Below are 18,390 nucleotides of genomic sequence, written 5' to 3' on the forward strand. Positions count from 1 at the left end.
TTATTGCGCCGTGAGTAAAGAGCGTCGGGCAGGCTGAATCACCGCGGCAGGTTGTAACGCCAGAAAGACTTCGCTGGATTCACCCGGCGCCAGCGTGGTTTTCGGCCAGATCGCGACCGCCAGCGTCCGGTTGCCGGCACAGGCGGCCTCATCCATACGTTGAGGTATCGTGCCGCTATTGCGCACCACGCCTACGCTCAATTTCACCTGACCATTGCCGTACCACTGATTGCGTCGGCTGTCATACACCAGTCCGGGCAGAGAGCGGCACACTTCGCTCAGCCGAGTCCCCTGGTTCTCCTGCTGAAACCCGGCGGGAAATTGTTTGTCTGCCAGATCGCGCAATGCGTTTTCCACCAGACTGTATAAATCGGTTTTACCATTACGCTTGGCGACACGATTCATGACGCCGTTCAATTGATGCCGGTTTTCAACGGACACGTAGCGCGTCGGATCGGTTTGATCGCCAATCAAATGCGGCGTCAAAATAAACAGCCGCTCGCGTCGGGAAACTTCATGCCGTGTCGAGGTGAACAGTTTCCCCAGAATCGGGATATCGCCCAAGATAGGGATACGCCGATCGCGATCGCCGCTCTCTTCCACATGAAAGCCCCCCAATACCAGCGCCCGGTTTTCGCCAATCAGCGCCTGAGTGCTGACCGTGCCGCGTTTCACGCCGGAGGCCGCGCCGTCGCTGGCGGTTTCAACCTGACCATCCTCAATATCAATAACCAACTGGATGCTGCGCTGCGAGCCTTCCCCCACTACGCGTGGCGTAACCTGCAAACTGGTGCCGGCGGTCACTGGCTGGATCTCGGCCACCCGCTCGCCGGTGGCGGTAATAAACGCGGTACGGCTGAAATCCACGATGGCGGGCTGATTTTCCAGCGTCAGCACGGAAGGGTTGGCGACAATCGATGCGGTACCTTCCCCCTCCAGCGCCTGAATATCTGCGAAAAACCGTTTAAAATCACTGACAAACAGGGTACTGCGCCCCATCATCATGGTGCTGCCCGTGCTGACGTTACCCAGTTGCGCCTGCCAGTTCGCTTCCAAACGGGACAGCGCGGTGCGGTCGACGTCCAGAATGATGGCGTCAATGTTCACCAGATTTTGCGGTACATCGATATGCTCGACCAGTTGCTGATATTCGGCGCGCCGTTTCTCATCATCACGGATCAGCAAGGCATTGTTACGGACATCCGCCGAGATCTTGCCGCTCAGCGACTGCCCTCTCCCCGCTTCACCGGCTCGTTCCGGGTTGTTGCGCGTCGCCAGTTTGACCATCATCGCCCTGGTGCTTTCACGCATCATCTCCATGCCGTTATCCGCTTGTGCCGATACCGGACCGGTTGCGCCGACAGGCGTGCTGCGCTGACCGTCCATCAGTTCGTTGAGAATGGTCGCCACGCCGGGGATCACCACGCGTTGATCACGATATTGCAGCGTGCGGTCGGATACCGAGGCATAGCGCAGCGGGAATATCATCACCTTGCGCCGCTCTTCTTTTTTCTCGCGCTGCTGGCTGAAATTACGGATTAAATCGATATACGCCTGCGGCCCGGTCACCAGCACCACGCCCTCGTCCGGCAACTCGCCCCAGCCGAAACGCGGATCCAGCAGACCGATGCCGCTAAGCGCCTGTTTCAAATCCGGCGCCGCCTCTTCCGATATTTCCAGGCGCACCGAATCCTGTTCATCCTTCGGACTGATATACAGCGAGTTGTTGTACACAAACCATTGAAAACGATATTCCAGCGCCAGACGGTCCAGAAAAGCGACCGGTGAATCGGCGCGAATTTTGGCGGTAACGTCACTGTCATTAATGTTGCCCAACATCAGGTCCACACCGTGGCTGTTGGCGAAATCGGTCAGGATAGTGGACAGCGGCGTCTGTTCGGCGGAATAGGCATAAGCCCCTTTGTTCCACTCTGGCGGCGTCGCGGCATGCGCTATCGGGATCATGCCAATCAGCACCAGCGACCAACAAAACCAGCGGTATAACACCAGTAAAAATCCATATAACGCCTTACGCATGTTGTTCTCCTTGCAAAAAAACCAGCGTATTTAAATTAAGTGGCGCCGACATAGCCGTTCTAAGCGAGGGCGTTAGCAAGCCTAGCCAGATATCACGTTGATTAAGCAGCGATTCCAGGCTTCTGGACAATTGAAAAACATCGTCGGGTTCATGCCGCATCCATAGCCATAGCGTTTCATCTTCCGGGGATAGCGATAGCATGGCGGCCTCTTCCTTAAACTGGAGTTGAGCGCCTTCGGCCAATTGCAGCGCGTGCTCCAGCACGCGTTCGTCCGCCGGTGAGGAGAGCGGGATGGCGGCGCGGCAGGCAATTCCGCACGCGTGCCGCGCCAGCGCGACTGGCCCGTTATCGATGTCCAGCCGCAGCATCGCGTCGCCGCTATTCAGCCAGTCTTCCAGTACGGTGGTTAAATCAATTGAAGTCATTGATGATGGCCTTCGCCAAACCGTGCTTGACGCTCAGCAGTTGTCCCACCGCCCAACTCGCGTTGGAATAGTCCATACTGGCTTCAAAAAAGGCAAAGCTGTCCGCCTGGCTCGCGCCGCCATCGGCAACGTTCAGCGCAATGTCATCCAGCTTTTGCTGCGCGTCGACCAAATGCGTATCCAGGCGACGCTGAGTAGGATTAATAGACATAAAGAACTCTCCTGTGATTGACCTGATATTAAGTGGTCAACTCACAGCGACAGTTCCATTATTTTTGGTTCAGCGCCTCATGGCTGTCCGGCGTCTCAGGCGGCAACAGTTGGGCGATGGCCCGCTGCCAATTCAGCGACATCACGCCGTGGGGGGTGATCAGTTTCATGGCGTCCTCTTCCAGCGTTTCGTCACTGGCCAGACGCCACTCCAGATGCGGATGCGCCTTCAACCAGCGATCCACCTCCGCCAACTGACCGGGATGACAGTACAGCGTCCCTTTGGCGTCGTTCTGTTGCTGTTTCAATAATTGCTTCAACAATGCGGTATGCCGCTCCTGAGCAGGAACCTCCGCCAGTATCCGGCTTAGCGCGTCGCGCAGCAATCGCCCCGCCTGCGCCACCAGCACCTGCTCAAGATTTTCCCGTTCGTGGGCCACGCCTTGCAGCAGACTATCGGCCTGCTGCCAAAAATCGGCTTCCGCCTGCGCCAGTGTTTGCCGGGTTTCTTGCTGCGCCTGTTCGCGCGCCTGCTGCAACAGCGTTGCCGCTCGCGTATTGGCATCGTCCCATAGCGAGCGGCTGCGTTGATGTTCCGCCACCCGCGCCGCCGGGATAATCACCGTTTCATCGCTTGTCGCGCCGGGTAAGGTCACAAACGTTCTTTTGGCTAACATCATCACTCCTTATGCTGTTGGTTCATCCTGCGTGACGGCGGCTACCTTCCATATCAGCGCGTCGCACAGTGCGGTTAACCGGCCGGCGGGCAATACGCCGTCCGGTTCACGACTGCGCGTTACCCAGGATTGAGGAAACAAAAGCCGCAAACGCGGCCAGCAGGCTTCACCGTAACGTGCGCGCAATAGCGTCAGGGCGTCAGCATGGCGGTCGGCAAACATGAGGTGCGGCGGCAACCACAACCCAGGCCTCAGCGCTTTCGCCAACCGCCGACACCAGGTGATCTGATCATCGGTCAATATGGCGAATGGCGCTTGCGGCTGGCACACCGCCGCCATCAGGTTCAACACCTGCTCGCGCTGAAACGCACTGAGCGTCCCTATCTGCATCAGGGACGAGTTCGGTTCCGGCGGCAACTGCATCGGCAAATCGAAATGGCGGCTCAGCAGCGGAATATTGGCATGCATGAACGCCTGTTTTCTCTGCGGCAGTGCGGCGAACAGGGCTTCGGCTCCCCAACTGTCATCCGCTTGCGACACACAACCGCTAGCCCACCACGTCAACCAGTCGAGGCGTGTTATTTCCGTATTCATGTTGGTCCTGTGATTGCTGTTTTACGTGACGCTCATGATCACCGCGCGCATTACGACTTCTGCGGCTCCGACGTCCGTTTTTGCCGCCACTGCTGGAGATAAGGTTTACCTACCCGCCATCCCAGCAGCCCCATCAGCATGATGCCGAACAGGGCGATGCTCCATTGCCAGCGCTGCATTTCTTCGGGCGTGAAGGTAAAAGGCCCCAGCGTTACTACCGGCACCTTATCCTGGAACGGCTCCGCCGGGACGAAGACGATCGCCAAATCCTTATCGCTTTTTCCCGACAGACCGGGAATGCTGCTGGCGACCATCCGGCGAATACGCTGCTCCATGCTGTCTGGCTCCAGTTCCGGTCGGTATTTAATAAACACCGCGGCCGAAGCGGGTTGAACCGGTTCACCGGGGGCAATTCGCTCCGGCAATACCACATGCACGCGGGCGACCAGCACGCCATCGATCTGTGTGAGCGTGGATTCCACTTCTTGCGATAAGGCGTAAATATAACGGGCGCGCTCTTCCAACGGCGTTGATATCACGCCGCTTTTCTGGAAAACCTCGCCCAGATTCGTCCGCGCCTGACGCGGCAGACCAGCGGCATTGAGAATATTGACCGCCCTTTCCATGTCCTGCGCCTCAATGACCAACGTCACTCCGGTTTTATCCACCCGCTTTTCAGCGGCAATCTGATAACGTCCGAGCGCGGCGATGGTTTCATTGGCGTCGTTTTCCGACAGACCGCGATTAAGCTCAATCTGCTTTTCACAGCCAGTGAGCAACAGCGCTAACAACAGGAATATCGCTCGCTTGTGCGTTTTCATAGGCCGTTACTGTAAGTTGGTGAGTTTTTCCAGACTCTGCACGCCCTTCGCCACCAGCTTGGCGCTCAGCAGGCTTTCGAGATAGAAAGAAGATAATGTCCGGGTGGCATCCAGCACATCTTTCGGATCGTTGGTGCGAATGGATTGAATAACGCCACGCTCTGCGGTTTTGAATACCGAACCCAGCCCTTGCGATTTTTCAGCCAGGGCGCTTATCCATTGGCTGTTGCCCTCAACCGAGGTCGCCGGTTTGGGTTCCAGCGCCGCGCTGAACCAGGACACATCCTGACTATTGACGGACAGACTGTTGGCGGAAAATTGATCGTCGCCAGACTGAAAGCCGGATGAGACTACGTCATCCGCATGGGTAATTTTCATGGTGGTGAATTCCATAGAGGATCAAATTAGAGTAAACCGGGGAATGACTCCCCGGTTATGCACTAACAATCAGAACTGAATGGCTTTTGCCGCTTTCTGTCCAGAGTTCAGTGATTTAGAGGCAGAATCCATCTGACCATCCAGAACGGAGTTTTCGGTATCCAGGGCGATTTTCTGCGACTGGGCGCCTGCTGCACGAGACAATGAACTCGCCATTGCGTTGTCCAGCGTTTGAGAAGCGTTCTGAGAAGCAACCTGGGAAAGTCCGTAAGCCATGATATATCTCCAAATAATGAAAGTTTATGGTAGTGAACTGTCATACTGTGACTACAGTCATCTTGTTCATTCATTAAGTGGGAAAGCGCTATCGTGAGTTCCACCGCATACGAAATTTTTTGTGGCGAACACGCGCGACCTGCTCTCTCGTCATGGCGTTGAAAAACGCCGCATCACATTCAGCACTTTAAGACGGTGGTAAAGCGTGCGTTTTGGGATCCCCAACTCGCTGACCACATCATCGATACAATGGTCGTGCCGTTGCAGCGCATCCTGTATCAGATATCTTTCAATACGCTTTAAACGATCTTTGAGTTGCAAAGGCTGATGCCGCTCAGCCGACGACATGGCCAACGGCGGGATGCCCAGAACCCAGCGTTCCGCCGCCGCTTTCAGTTCACGAATATTGCCCGGCCAGTCATGCGTCAACAGCCGTTCATGAATATCCGCCGAAACCAGCGGCGCAGATCTTTTCAGACGCTCCGCGGCTTCATCGCTGAAGCGCTGAAACAGCGGGAGAATCAAATCACTGCGCGAACGCAGCGTCGGCAATTGTATTTTTACCGTATCAAGCCGGAAATAGAGATCGCGCCGGAATAACCCGCGCTCCACCAGTTGCAGCAACGGCGTCTGCGTCGCCACGATAACCCGCATATCGACGGGGGTAAACTGGGTGCTGCCCAGCCGCTTGACGCCGCGGCTTTCCAGCACGCGCAGCATTTTCGCCTGCAACGTCATCGGCATACTGTCAATTTCATCCAGAAACAGAATGCCTTTATCCGCGCTTTCCAGATAACCAGCTCGAGAACGACTGGCGCCGGTATACGCGCCCGACACCACGCCAAACAGTTCGCTTTCCGCCAACGTGTCAGGAATAGCGGCACAGTTCACCGCTACCAACGGACCACTGCACTTTGAACGCTGATGAATGCGGTGCGCCAGCGTATCCTTCCCAGTGCCGGTTTCCCCCTCTAAGACAATATCGACATTCAATGGGGCAATCACATCGATAAGTGGGGATAACGTTGCATGAATATCGTCAGCATACGTGGAGGTCAATCCTGACGTTGAGTAGAAAAATCTGCCTTGAGAATCCTGAATCATGCCTGCTCCTGCGCCTGTCCGGGCTAATATTATACCGCTGTCTTACGATCAGCCTTGGTATTTACCTTCCGTAAATTGCTTATGGTTAATTGCCATCCTGTCCCTGCGATGCCGGGTTGATTTCTCATCCCCGTTATCGGTGATGGCACGGTGACAAACATTACTGTTAATTATTAATGAAACCATCAGCCATCTCTGAACATCAAGTAGGAATTGCAGAGCATCTTGTAGGGAAAACCTTACTTATTTAGAATAAAATATCGCAAAAACAATCTATTAAGAAAAAAAACCGTTAAATGTAATTGTAATGATAGGCAAAATGAATCGTAAAATTTTCGTAAAACGCAAGTAAATAATACTTTTCATTTCTTGTAGTGGGAGAATCAGGGACGAACGCGGGCCAGCGATAAAATATCGCTATTCCCGCACATGCAACCGCATCAGGCTTCGGTATGCCGTTATCAATAAATTAGGGTTAGGCTATCAATCCCTTGCTGAGTACATATTTCACAATTTCCGCATTGGTGTTGAAGCGCATTTTCTCCATCAGGCGGGCTTTGTGCGTACTGACCGTCTTGTTGCTGATAACCAGTTCGTTGGCAATGGCATTGACGCCCATTCCTTGCGCAAACATCAGCATTATCTGCCGCTCACGCGGGGTAAGAATATGGTGATCGGCGCGATCATATTCGCCACAGTTGGAAAACACCAGTTGTTCGGCAATAGTCGAGTCGATATACCGCGCGCCTTGCGCCACGCGCCGGATCGCGAACAGTAGCGCTTCCGGATCCTTATCCTTGGTGATGTAACCTCTGGCGCCGCTTTTAAGCGCATGCTGCGCGATTTGCGCTTCGCTGTACATACTGAGCACCAGAATCGATAATTGCGGGTACTGCGAGACGATACGCAGGATCAGCGCTTCGCCGCTGATGCCCGGCATGCTCATATCCAGCAGCAAAACGTCAATGACATGACCACGCAACTGGCTCAATACCTGAGTCCCGTTTCCCGCCTCCGCGACCACAACCAGTTTGTCGTCCAATGCAAAAATTTGTTTGAGTCCTTCACGCATAATGACGTGATCATCCGCAATCATCAGACGTATCTGTTTGCACATTCTTTGCTCCTTTCTTTGCTTCTTTTTCCTGCTTTTTACCCCGGCGAACGCCAGACCCTTTGGGAAATATGAGTTGCACCAGCGTTCCCCGCCCCGGCTGACTTTCAATGACGACATCTCCCCCAAGCATGCGGCCTCTTTCTTTCATACTCATCAGGCCAAATGCGTTTTTACTGTTCATATTCGCATCAAAACCCTTGCCGTTATCCTTAATTTTGATCACTATCCGATTTTTCTGATTCTCCAGCGTGACCAGAACCTGAGAAGCCTCGGCATAACGCGCCACATTGGTCAACGACTCCTGAACCACGCGAAATGCCGCCGTAGCGCTTTCGTCATTGAGGATCACCCGTGCGCCCACCGTTTTCAGCAGACAGGCCGCGCTATAGTGCCGGTTGAATTCATCACACAACCATTCAAGCGCCGGCGTTAATCCCATATTCAACACATTGGGCCGCAGTCGGGTGGAAACATTACGCACCACTTGAATAGTTTGATCTGCCAATTGCATCAGACTCTGCAACTGTTCCAGCATTATCGGGTTCTCTTTGGCGAAACGCATGCGCATCAGCGACAAGCTCATGCGGATGGTGGTAAGGTGCTGCCCCAGTTCATCATGGATCTCCTGCGCAATGTGCTTACGCTCTTCTTCGCGGGAAATCTCGCGTTGACGCGCCAGCAACCGCAACTGCATATGCGAAGCCTCCAGCTTTTTCTCCGCGAAACGAATATCGGTAATATTTCGCCCGACAGAAAGGATGGATACCAGCACCCCATCCTGATCAAATTCGGGTACGCAGCGAATATGATGAATCGATTGGTGCTGATCATCTCCCTTACCCCGTTCCTCCACGACTTCGCCTTCGGCGCTGCTGCGTGAATCCACCACCTGTTTCACCAGTTGCTCCATGCGCACCGCGCATCCCGCTCCTGGCATCAGATCGGTGATCATCCGTCCACGCAACTGCTCGATGGTAAAATCCAGATGACGAAGCGTTGCGGCATTGGCGTACAGGCAATTCATCTGCGGATCGAATCGAATAATCAAATCGGGCGTATTTTCAACCAGTGCGCGAAATTCCTGCTCCCGCGCATAAGCCATTTGTTCAATGTGTTTGCGTTCCCGGATATCTCTTACTACACACATGCTGTAGCCACGTCCTTTATGTCTGAAATGCGTAATATTGGCTTCCACCGGAATAGTGACGCCATAACGAGTTGTATGCTGAGTTTCAAAACTAATGCACATGTCGGATTCATATTCCCTCAACCATGACGTCATACTGCGCCGCTGGCGCCAGCCGGAATCAATATCCGTCACGCTCAGTAACATAAGCTCTGTATAGCTATAGCCCAATGTCCGGCAGGCCGCCTCATTGACATAGCAAAAGCGTTCATCTTCATTAACGATATAAATCGCGTCTTTAATGCGACTGAAAGCAAAGTCCACCAAATCAAGCTCAGGAACCTGCGATTGAAAATCCGATTGAAAAGACTGGGTAAACATCATTGGCCATCCCCTTGTTGAGTTAACTCGCCCGCATAGCATCCACTATGCGGGCGTTTGCAAAACTTCACAGGAATATGGACAGAAAAAAACCGCAACGATGCACCGATCTCATCAGATTTATGCGTTTATCTGTCGTGAAAATACAATCAGGCGTCTACCGCCTGACGAATAACCCCTCTGGCGCGCGATAACCGGGAGCGCACGGTGCCGATCGGGATATTCAGTTGTATCGCCAGATCCTGATAACTGGCGTCTGAATCAAGAATCTGCAACAGCATCTGATAGGTGTCATCGGGTAAACACGACATGGCGTCAATAGCGCGTTTCAACGCACGCTGACTTTCGGCGATAATACCGGGATCGGCGTCAACCGCGACATGCTCCAGTAATTCATCACCCATTTCGTTCGCCCGCTGGCGCGCCTGTTTGAAATAGTTGCGCACCAGATTGAGGGCGATGCCGAACACCCAAGTCTCCGGCCGTGATGCGCCCGCGAATTTATCTTTGTGTTTAAGTACTTCCAGATAGGTCATTTGTTTTAAATCCTCGACATCATCATGATTGCTGACACGCTTACGAATGAAATTATGCAATTTCTTTCCGTGTTGCCGAAACACCTGCTCCCAGTCAACCGTCACAGCCGGGTTGGTCGCATGGCTGGGTTCTGTCGTTGTCAGATTGAACATTTCCATTTCTTACTCTCCGTTGATTTACCCCTATTGGCGCAAACGGTAAAGCAAGCGATATGCCAGACATGAATTAATTTTATATTATTGATTTAAAATCATTTATTTTTGTAGTGCTAAATTTTTACGCCACTTTTTGCCAGCAGTAACTCTGGCTTTTTGCAAGTTCTTGCAATAACTAAAATAGTATTTCATTTATATTATTTAGCTTATCCCCCTTCTCTCACCGAATAACGTCCCAGGGTGGAACCCATGATGTTTTCCTGCCACACAACAACACTTTTGTTGATCCATGCAGGACACCACCATGATAAAAATTTCAGGCGCCATGCCTGTCAATACGTCAATCCCCAGCCCCGTTACGATGGATGATGGCCCTGCCGCCCCAACAGCGCCGCAGAAAACCTCGCCGCACCATACGCCTGCGGCGCCGGCGCTATCGACGTCCATGGAGGAGATCGCGATGGCATTCGGCGAACAGGCCGAACGCAGAAGTAAATCACTGAGTCGCCGTAACATCTCTCAGCCGGACGTGCGTGCCGGCGCCAATGTCGAGCGCATTGAAAAACTGACTGAATTGTTCCGCATGCTGGAAAATTCATCGCAGAATACGCTGGATCAACAGATTGGCCGGATGCGCAGCCTGCTGATGCAAGAAACGCCGCCGGATCTGAACGCTATTCTGACCGCCGCCGGCAATGACCCGGCGCGCGGCGACATTCTGCTGCGTCATGTGCACAGTCAATCGGCGCAACACGCGCCAGAGGTGGCTGCGGCCGCGGAACAGGCGCTGCAACAGTTGCATACGGAAAAAGGCCCGGAAGTCAGGGCGGGATTGAACACCGCGGCTGCGATTTCACTGTTCAGTACGCAGCCGGAACAGAAGCAGGCGATGCGCGAACTCTACTACCAGAAAATTGTGCATCAACAGTCGGCCAGTTCGCTGCTGGATGCATTACTGGAGCGTTTTGACGCCGCCTCTTTTTCGGTCGGTTTGCGAACCATGCAGCGGGCGCTGGCGGCGGATATCGCTTCACTGGCGCCGTCCATTTCCAAACCGGTATTAAATAAAATGCTCAGCAACCTGCATGACGCCAAACACCTTAGTCATACGTTGTCATCCAGTCAGGCCATGCTCAGCCGACTGGCGACCAAACTCCCCGAATTTACGATGGGTGCGGTTGATTTGACCCGCAGGTTGATCGGCCTGAGCGCTAACGGCGCCTATGCCCGCGATTTACACAACCTCGGACGGGAAGTCGCGGGTTCGCAACTCCAGCATCAATCGCTATTTTTCAATGCGCTGTTACCGTTGGTCAACGAATTGCCTCAACCGCTATGGCGTGACGCCAAAAACCGGCAAACCGCGCTGCAATTGATTCGCGGACTGATAGGCGAGCTTGCGCTGTATGAAAAACATCAGGCGGCGCAATCACAAGGTAAGGGCACGGCATGAATCTGCTGATCGTCTGGCTCAACCGTATTGCCTTGAGCGCGATGCAACGCTCTGAAGTCGTGGGCGCCGTCATCGTCATGTCGATTGTATTCATGATGATTATTCCGCTGCCGACCGCCCTGATTGACGTACTTATCGCCTTTAACATCTGTATTTCTTCGCTGCTGATCGTGCTGGCGATGTATCTTCCCAAACCGCTGGCGTTCTCCACTTTCCCGGCGGTGCTGCTGTTGACCACCATGTTTCGGCTGGCGTTGTCCATTTCCACCACGCGCCAGATCCTGCTGCAACAGGACGGCGGACACATTGTGGAGGCGTTCGGTAATTTCGTGGTCGGCGGTAATCTGGCGGTGGGGCTGGTTATCTTCCTGATTCTGACCGTGGTGAACTTTATGGTCATCACCAAAGGTTCCGAACGCGTGGCGGAAGTCGCGGCGCGTTTTACCCTTGACGCCATGCCCGGTAAACAGATGTCTATCGACAGCGATCTGCGCGCCGGACTGATTGAAGCTCGCCAGGCGAGGCAACGGCGTGAAAATCTGGCTAAGGAAAGTCAGTTGTTCGGCGCGATGGACGGGGCGATGAAATTCGTCAAAGGCGATGCCATCGCCTCACTGGTGATTGTGTTTATCAACATGATCGGCGGCTTTGCCATTGGCGTATTGCAGCATGGCATGGCCGCAGCGGACGCCATGCATGTCTATTCGGTGCTCACCATCGGCGACGGGCTGATCGCCCAGATCCCCGCGTTGCTGATCTCCCTGACGGCGGGGATGATCATCACCCGCGTCTCGGCGGACGGACAAAAAGTTGACGCCAATATTGGCCGGGAAATCGCCGAACAACTGACCAGCCAGCCCAAGGCCTGGATTATCTCCGCCATCGGCATGTTCGGTTTTGCCCTGCTGCCCGGCATGCCGACCGCAGTGTTTGTCATCATCAGCCTCGCCTCGCTGGGTAGCGGTCTGTTTCAGCTTTGGCGTATCAAACAACAAGGGCTGCTGGATGAGAGTCAACTGGAAGCCGATAACCTGCCGCCGGAACAAAATGGCTATCAGGATTTACGGCGCTTCAATCCCACACGCACCTATTTACTGCTTTTTCACCCTGTCTGGGAGGAAAAGGCCGACGCGCAAGCCCTGATCCAGGATATTCGCCGTCTGCGCAATCGGCTGGTCTTCCAGTTTGGCTTCACGCTGCCCTCGTTTGATATTGATTACAGCGCTCAACTGCCGGAAGACGAATTTCAATTCTGCGTCTATGAAATTCCCTATATCAAAGCCACGTTTGCTCCCGATCTGCGGGCCATTCCGGTTATTTCGGCTGACGAGCAAACGCGTGGCGAATACCAACCCGGCTTAGCATTACGGGAAGAACATCACTGGATGTGGCTGCCGGCCTCGCACCCGGCATTACAACAGGAAGATCAAGTCGGCCAGTCGGCGGCGCAACTCATTCTTACCCGCATGGAGAACACCATTCACCGCACTGGCGCGCAATTCATCGGATTGCAGGAAACCAAATCCATTATGTCCTGGCTGGAGAGCGAACAGCCGGAACTGGCGCAGGAGCTACAACGGATCATGCCGCTTTCGCGTTTCGCCAGCGTATTACAACGGCTGGCGGCAGAACGCGTCCCTCTGCGTTCTGTGCGTCCGATCGCCGAAGCGCTGATCGAAGTCGGCCAGCACGAACGCGATACCCATGTGTTGACCGATTACGTGCGTCTGGCCTTGAAATCGCAAATCTGCCACCAGTACAGCCAGCAAAACAACCTGCACGTCTGGCTGCTCACGCCGGAAAGCGAAGAACTGTTGCGTGACGCGCTGCGCCAGACGCAAAACGAAACCTTCTTCGCGCTGGCCCAGGACTATGCCGCCACGTTACAGGAGCAGTTGCGCCGGGCGTTTCCGCCTTATTCATTGCTATCCGGGCTGGTGCTGGTCGCGCAAGATCTCAGAAGCCCGTTGCGCACGCTGTTGCAGGACGAATTTCACCATGTCCCGGTACTGTCATTTACCGAACTGGAATCCAATCTATCGATCAACGTCATCGGACGGCTTGATTTGTACGAAACCAACGATCCCTTTAGCGCATAGGAAAAAGATATGTTTGAGTTACGCGTGCTGAGTGGTTTACATCGTGGCGCCGCGCTGCCCCTGAGCGGTTCATCCTGGCTGGTGGGCGCGGCGGACGACGCCGATCTGGTGCTCTACGATCCGGGCATCAAGTCCTATCACTGTCAGTTGACCATGACCCCGTCGGATACCGCCGAGGCGGTCTGGTCGCTCTGCGCGCGCGAGGGCGCATTGTGCAACGCGGAAGGGCATGCGGTCACCGGGATTGACGTCCTGCCGCCCGGAACGCCTTTTGCCGCGGGTCAGATCTGGCTGTGCGTGGTCGCCGCCGATACGCCCTGGCAGGATGACGATCCCGCGCCGTTGTCCGCCGCCGAAACCGAAGAGACGCCGGAGGCGGAGCCGGTTGCCGCCGAGCAGAGCCTCAGCGCTGACGATCCCGTCCCTAACCCGCCGCCGCCCACGGCCACGCGCCTGCCGCTATGGGCCAAGGGGTGTTACTTGCTGCTCTGTTTGCTGCTGCTGGTCATGGTGGGCAGTTGGCAATTACAGGAGAGCGTCGCCATGTCTTCCGCGCCCTCGCCCCAGGATACCCGTCTTGCGCTGGGCACGCTGCCGCAACTGAACAGCGTGCTGCGCACCATGTTGCGCGAGCGGGAATTGGACGAGGTAGTGAAGCTGGCCTCCAGCCAGGATCGCATCACTCTGACAGGACATTTAACGCCGGACACGCAAAAAAAGCTGGAACGGATGCTGGTTCAACTCCACCAACGTTATAGAACCGCGCTAACCATCGATAACCGCACCCGGCTGAGAACGACGCAATTGCCGTTTCAGATTGTGCAGGTCACCGGCGGCGCACGCGCCAACGTGGTCACCGCTGACGGCAGACGCTTTTTTGTCGGCGATGAGATCGACAATCTGCGGCTGGTCAGTATCAACGAGAATCAAATTGAATTTAACGGCAAACAGCAGATAAAGGTGAATTGGTAAATGCAAGCAATCACGCCATTTCCATTGATTAACCAATGGGTTGCGCAACAGCAACGCCACTTATCCGGTTACGCGCCTGTTGATCTGAAAGGACGCGTGCTGGCTGTCAGCGGCATCCTGCTGGAGTGCGGTTTACCGCAGGCGCGTATCGGCGACCTGTGTCTGGTCGCCCGGAAAGATGGCAGCCAGATGATGGCGGAAGTGGTGGGTTTCAGCCCGGAGAACACCTTTTTATCCGCGCTGGGGGCGCTGGATGGCATTGCGCAAGGCGCGATTGTCACGCCCTTGTATCAGCCTCATTGCATTCAGGTTTCCGACGCGCTGCTTGGCAGCGTGCTGGATGGTTTTGGTCGGGCGCTGGAAGACGGCGGCGTAAGCGCGTTTGTCGAACCCGGTTCCCGGCAAGATAACGTCATGCCGGTACTGGGCGATGCGCCGCCGCCCACCGCCCGTCCCCGGATCAGCGCGCCGCTGCCCACCGGATTGCGGGCGGTCGATGGTCTGCTGACCATCGGTCAGGGCCAGCGCGTCGGTATTTTTGCGGGCGCGGGCTGTGGGAAAACCACGTTGCTGGCGGAACTGGCGCGTAATACGCCATGCGACGCCATTGTTTTTGGTCTAATCGGCGAGCGTGGCCGTGAACTACGTGAATTTCTCGACCACGAACTGGATGATGCCTTGCGCAGCCGCACCGTGCTGGTGTGTTCTACCTCCGATCGCAGCAGTATGGAACGCGCGCGCGCGGCGTTTACCGCCACCGCTATCGCCGAAGCCTACCGCGCCGCCGGAAAACAGGTCCTGTTGATTCTCGACTCGTTGACACGCTTCGCCCGCGCCCAGCGCGAAATCGGTCTGGCGCTCGGCGAACCTCAGGGACGCGGCGGGCTGCCGCCCTCGGTATATACCCTGCTGCCTCGGCTGGTGGAGCGCGCCGGACAAACTCAGGAGGGCGCCATCACCGCGCTCTATTCGGTGCTGATCGAGCAGGATTCCATGAATGATCCGGTGGCGGATGAGGTCCGCTCCCTGATTGACGGCCACATTGTGCTGACCCGACGACTGGCGGAGCAAGGGCATTATCCCGCCATCGACGTGCTGGCCAGTCTGAGCCGAACCATGAGCAACGTGGTGGACTCGACGCATCAGCAGCACGCCAACGCGCTGCGCCGTCTGATGGCGGCTTATAAACAGGTGGAAATGCTGATCCGGCTGGGTGAATACCAACCCGGCCACGATGCCCTGACCGATGCGGCGGTCAACGCCCACCCGGAAATCACCCAGTTTTTGCGTCAGTCGATGCGCGATCCCATGCCGTATGACGTTATCCAGCAACAGTTAACCGGAGTCAGCGCCTATGCCTCATGATCAGACCGAACCCAACGAATTGCAGGCCACGCTTAATCTGCTGTTGCCGATACGCCGTCAGCGCCTGAGCCGCAGCGAGCGGCAACAACATCAGGAAGAGCAGATGTTGATCCGCATTGAAGAGCAGCATCAGGCGCATCAACAGCAATTGGCGACGTTGCGGCAGGATTGCCGGCAGCAGCGCTCGGCATTTATCCAACAGGTGCAAGGCCGTCAGCAATCACTGGACGACCTGAAAAAACAGTTGGCGGACGAACAACGACTCCTGCAAGCCATCGGCGCCGAAATTCAGCAGTGCGAAACCAGCCAGCAACAACATCAAAACCAACAAAACCAGGTTGAAACCGCCCGGCAAACGACGCATCAGTGTCAAAAAGCCGTCGAGAAACTGGAATTCCTGCTAACGCTGCCTCAGGAGAGCGCATGAACAACCGACTGACGTCCCCGCCAGACGCCTTGTCTGGCCGCCTGCCCTTTAGCGCCCAACATGGCAAATCCACGCCCCTGGCCGATGATGGCTTCTGGGAAACCTTTACGTTTTTCGACGGCTTTGAGCAGGCGGTGGAACAGGCCGTGCCGTTCGTACCCCTGACGCCCTTCAGCACCGTCAGCGCCAGCGGCGATACCGAACCCTCGCCAGCGGCAACACCGGCGCAATGGGCGCCCTTGCAGACCGAATTGCTGGAAGCGCTGGATAACATCAGCTATCCGCCGTTTTCATTTAGTCTGCAACTCCCGCAATTGGGCGATATCGATGCACGGCTGGCGACGCTGGCGCCGCGAGGTTGGGACATCGCGTTGCGATTTAGTCGGGAAAGCTATCAGAGCCTGAAAGATCGGCGCGAATCCTGCCGTCGCGCCTTATCTGATGCGCTGGACTGCCCGGTGAATCTGCGTTTCGACGTCAGGGAGTCCTGCCGATGAGTATCCGGCCACTGACGCTGTCCGTCATGAGCGTCGGGCAAGCCCAGGTCAGACAGCGGTTGGCGGCTGGCATGACGCTGCCTTTTTCCCGTGAAAATCAGGCCGGCGCGCTGCATCTGCATCTGGCAAAGGGCCAGCCGCACGCGGCCACCCACGGCTGGCGCTGTGATCATGGCGCTTTTGCGCTGGCCGACCCTTCGCCGGTGCTGAGCCTGCTGGCCGATTGTCCGCTGCTACCGCTCGATAACCCCAGCGAATCATCACAGGCGTGGTACTGGACGCTCTATAACCAGTCGCTCAGCCCGTCAATACATACGCTGCTGGGCGAAATTCAGCCGGACGACGCGCCGCTGAGCGATGAGGATGCACTCTCCGGCTGGCTGACGGTTGATTGGGGCGATATCCGCGCCCGCAGCCTGATGGTCGCGCCACTGGCGACCTGGCTGTCGCTGCTCGCCACCCCCGGCTGGCGACAAGCGTATCGCGCCATCCCGCCACAATTCACCGTCACCGCGCCGCTGGTGCTGGCGGAGGTGGCGCTGACCATCGCCGCGCTGCGCGACATGCGGCCCGGCGACCTGATGGTGCCGAACCGCCCTTATTTTTTACCCTCAGGCCAGGGAACCCTGGTGATGACGCCATGGCGTCTGCACGGCATGCTGCAACTGGATGGGCTGGCCCCTTATCACTTTACAGTCACTGACCTGGAGAATCTCCCCGTGAATACTGATTTTGACGCACTGACACCTGAAAATTATACCAATGCCGATTTCGATATCGATAGTGACAACGTCACTGAAAGCTCTGCTGAACATACTGCTTGCGCCCCATTGCCGCCGCTGCCAATCACGCTTCATATCCGCTGCGGCAACGTCACCGTCCCCTTGTCGACGTTACAGCGTCTGACCAGCGGCACGGTGTTGACGTTAAATCATACAACGCCTGGCGAAGCCTGGCTCTATCACGCCGACCTGCCGCTGGCGCAAGGTGAACTGGTGGATGTGGAAGGCAAACTGGGATTACAGATCACCCGGTTGTTGACCGGGCTGGATGCCGCGACAGCCGCGCAGGAGCAGCAATCATGACCTCCGGGGGATTCGATCCGGTCATGTTCGCGCTGTTTCTCGGCGCGTTATCGCTGATCCCGTTGATGATGGTGGTCTGCACCTGCTTTCTGAAGATTGCGGTGGTGCTATTGATCACGCGTAACGCCATCGGCGTGCAGCAGGTGCCGCCGAATATGGCGCTGTATGGCATCGCTTTGGCCGCCACGGTTTTTGTCATGGCTCCGATCTTTCAGGATATCAGTACACGAGTGCAGGAAAAGCCGCTGGATCTGAGCGATATCACGGCGCTACAGGAAAGCGCCAACTACGTGCTGACGCCATTGCAAACGTTTATGTCGCGCAATACTGATCCAGACATTCTCACCCATTTGCATGAAAACAGCCTGCGCATGTGGCCGGCGTCGATGTCGGAGAACGTCAATACGCAAAACCTGCTGCTGGTGATCCCGGCGTTTGTGCTGTCCGAACTGCAAGCCGGTTTCAAAATAGGCTTTCTGATTTACATCCCGTTCATTGTTATCGACCTGATTGTGTCGAATGTCCTGCTGGCGCTGGGTATGCAAATGGTTGCCCCGACGACGCTTTCTCTGCCGCTGAAGCTATTGCTGTTCGTACTGGTCAACGGCTGGACACGTTTGCTCGACGGCCTTTTTTACAGCTATCTGTGAGG

General features: G+C 55.7%; 20 protein-coding genes. 8 read left to right on the forward strand and 12 right to left on the reverse strand.

All coding sequences use genetic code 11. From position 1 onward, the window contains the following. The 12 genes from sctC to DES54_RS03620 all read right to left on the reverse strand — a co-directional run bounded on the left by sctC (position 1) and on the right by DES54_RS03620 (position 9,843). Positions 1–2,037, reverse strand: coding sequence for a type III secretion system outer membrane ring subunit SctC (sctC, locus tag DES54_RS03565; RefSeq protein ID WP_113865236.1), 2,037 nt, complete (start codon positions 2,035–2,037; stop codon positions 1–3). Continuing rightward, a complete protein-coding gene (locus tag DES54_RS03570) occupies positions 2,030–2,464 on the reverse strand; it encodes a type III secretion system chaperone (protein ID WP_113865237.1) in 435 nt (144 codons plus the stop codon). The genes sctC and DES54_RS03570 overlap by 8 nt, the downstream gene beginning before the upstream one ends. Continuing rightward, complete coding sequence (locus DES54_RS03575; protein WP_113865238.1) at positions 2,451–2,675, reverse strand: type III secretion protein HrpF; 225 nt, start codon at positions 2,673–2,675, stop codon at positions 2,451–2,453. The genes DES54_RS03570 and DES54_RS03575 overlap by 14 nt, the downstream gene beginning before the upstream one ends. 58 nt (positions 2,676–2,733) lie before the next feature. Further along, a complete protein-coding gene (sctL, locus tag DES54_RS03580) occupies positions 2,734–3,351 on the reverse strand; it encodes a type III secretion system stator protein SctL (protein WP_113865239.1) in 618 nt (205 codons plus the stop codon). 9 nt (positions 3,352–3,360) lie between these two features. Continuing rightward, positions 3,361–3,945 (reverse strand): type III secretion protein, encoded by a 585-nt coding sequence (locus tag DES54_RS03585; protein WP_113865240.1) that lies wholly within the window; start codon positions 3,943–3,945, stop codon positions 3,361–3,363. A 50-nt stretch (positions 3,946–3,995) separates the two neighbouring features. Continuing rightward, complete coding sequence (gene sctJ, locus DES54_RS03590) at positions 3,996–4,766, reverse strand: type III secretion system inner membrane ring lipoprotein SctJ (RefSeq protein ID WP_113865241.1); 771 nt, start codon at positions 4,764–4,766, stop codon at positions 3,996–3,998. A 6-nt stretch (positions 4,767–4,772) separates the two neighbouring features. Next, the gene (locus DES54_RS03595) at positions 4,773–5,144 is read right to left on the reverse strand and encodes an EscI/YscI/HrpB family type III secretion system inner rod protein (RefSeq protein WP_113865294.1); all 372 of its coding nucleotides are present in this window, start codon (positions 5,142–5,144) and stop codon (positions 4,773–4,775) included. Between the two features lie 69 nt (positions 5,145–5,213). Further along, positions 5,214–5,420, reverse strand: coding sequence for a type III secretion system major pilin HrpA (locus tag DES54_RS03600; protein ID WP_113865242.1), 207 nt, complete (start codon positions 5,418–5,420; stop codon positions 5,214–5,216). A 150-nt stretch (positions 5,421–5,570) separates the two neighbouring features. Continuing rightward, positions 5,571–6,524, reverse strand: a complete 954-nt coding sequence (locus DES54_RS03605; RefSeq protein WP_113865243.1) for a sigma 54-interacting transcriptional regulator — start codon at positions 6,522–6,524, stop codon at positions 5,571–5,573. A gap of 475 nt (positions 6,525–6,999) precedes the next feature. Further along, positions 7,000–7,641: a response regulator gene (locus DES54_RS03610; RefSeq protein WP_113865244.1), complete on the reverse strand. Its 642-nt coding sequence runs from the start codon at positions 7,639–7,641 to the stop codon at positions 7,000–7,002. Further along, positions 7,607–9,151: a PAS domain-containing sensor histidine kinase gene (locus DES54_RS03615; protein ID WP_113865245.1), complete on the reverse strand. Its 1,545-nt coding sequence runs from the start codon at positions 9,149–9,151 to the stop codon at positions 7,607–7,609. The genes DES54_RS03610 and DES54_RS03615 overlap by 35 nt, the downstream gene beginning before the upstream one ends. A 146-nt stretch (positions 9,152–9,297) precedes the next feature. Next, positions 9,298–9,843, reverse strand: coding sequence for an RNA polymerase sigma factor (locus DES54_RS03620; protein WP_240634918.1), 546 nt, complete (start codon positions 9,841–9,843; stop codon positions 9,298–9,300). Positions 9,844–10,144: 301 nt separating this feature from the next. Here DES54_RS03620 and sctW point away from each other — a divergent pair, with 301 nt between their 5' ends. Genes sctW through sctR form a run of 8 tightly spaced genes read left to right on the forward strand, consistent with a single transcriptional unit; the run spans position 10,145 to position 18,388 of the window. Next, positions 10,145–11,293, forward strand: a complete 1,149-nt coding sequence (sctW, locus tag DES54_RS03625) for a type III secretion system gatekeeper subunit SctW (RefSeq protein WP_113865246.1) — start codon at positions 10,145–10,147, stop codon at positions 11,291–11,293. Further along, positions 11,290–13,392 (forward strand): type III secretion system export apparatus subunit SctV, encoded by a 2,103-nt coding sequence (gene sctV / locus DES54_RS03630; protein WP_113865247.1) that lies wholly within the window; start codon positions 11,290–11,292, stop codon positions 13,390–13,392. Before sctW ends, sctV begins: the two co-directional genes overlap by 4 nt. 9 nt (positions 13,393–13,401) lie before the next feature. Continuing rightward, the gene (locus tag DES54_RS03635; protein ID WP_113865248.1) at positions 13,402–14,364 is read left to right on the forward strand and encodes an FHA domain-containing protein; all 963 of its coding nucleotides are present in this window, start codon (positions 13,402–13,404) and stop codon (positions 14,362–14,364) included. Beyond that, positions 14,365–15,729, forward strand: coding sequence for a type III secretion system ATPase SctN (gene sctN / locus DES54_RS03640; protein WP_113865249.1), 1,365 nt, complete (start codon positions 14,365–14,367; stop codon positions 15,727–15,729). Beyond that, positions 15,719–16,156 (forward strand): type III secretion protein, encoded by a 438-nt coding sequence (locus DES54_RS03645; RefSeq protein ID WP_113865250.1) that lies wholly within the window; start codon positions 15,719–15,721, stop codon positions 16,154–16,156. Before sctN ends, DES54_RS03645 begins: the two co-directional genes overlap by 11 nt. Continuing rightward, complete coding sequence (locus DES54_RS03650) at positions 16,153–16,653, forward strand: type III secretion system HrpP C-terminal domain-containing protein (protein WP_113865251.1); 501 nt, start codon at positions 16,153–16,155, stop codon at positions 16,651–16,653. The genes DES54_RS03645 and DES54_RS03650 overlap by 4 nt, the downstream gene beginning before the upstream one ends. After that, positions 16,650–17,738 (forward strand): type III secretion system cytoplasmic ring protein SctQ, encoded by a 1,089-nt coding sequence (gene sctQ, locus DES54_RS03655; protein ID WP_113865252.1) that lies wholly within the window; start codon positions 16,650–16,652, stop codon positions 17,736–17,738. The genes DES54_RS03650 and sctQ overlap by 4 nt, the downstream gene beginning before the upstream one ends. Continuing rightward, the gene (sctR, locus tag DES54_RS03660) at positions 17,735–18,388 is read left to right on the forward strand and encodes a type III secretion system export apparatus subunit SctR (RefSeq protein ID WP_113865253.1); all 654 of its coding nucleotides are present in this window, start codon (positions 17,735–17,737) and stop codon (positions 18,386–18,388) included. Before sctQ ends, sctR begins: the two co-directional genes overlap by 4 nt. The last annotated feature ends 2 nt before the right edge of the window (positions 18,389–18,390 follow it).

Source organism: Brenneria salicis ATCC 15712 = DSM 30166, assembly GCF_003315515.1.
Taxonomy (GTDB): domain Bacteria; phylum Pseudomonadota; class Gammaproteobacteria; order Enterobacterales; family Enterobacteriaceae; genus Brenneria; species Brenneria salicis.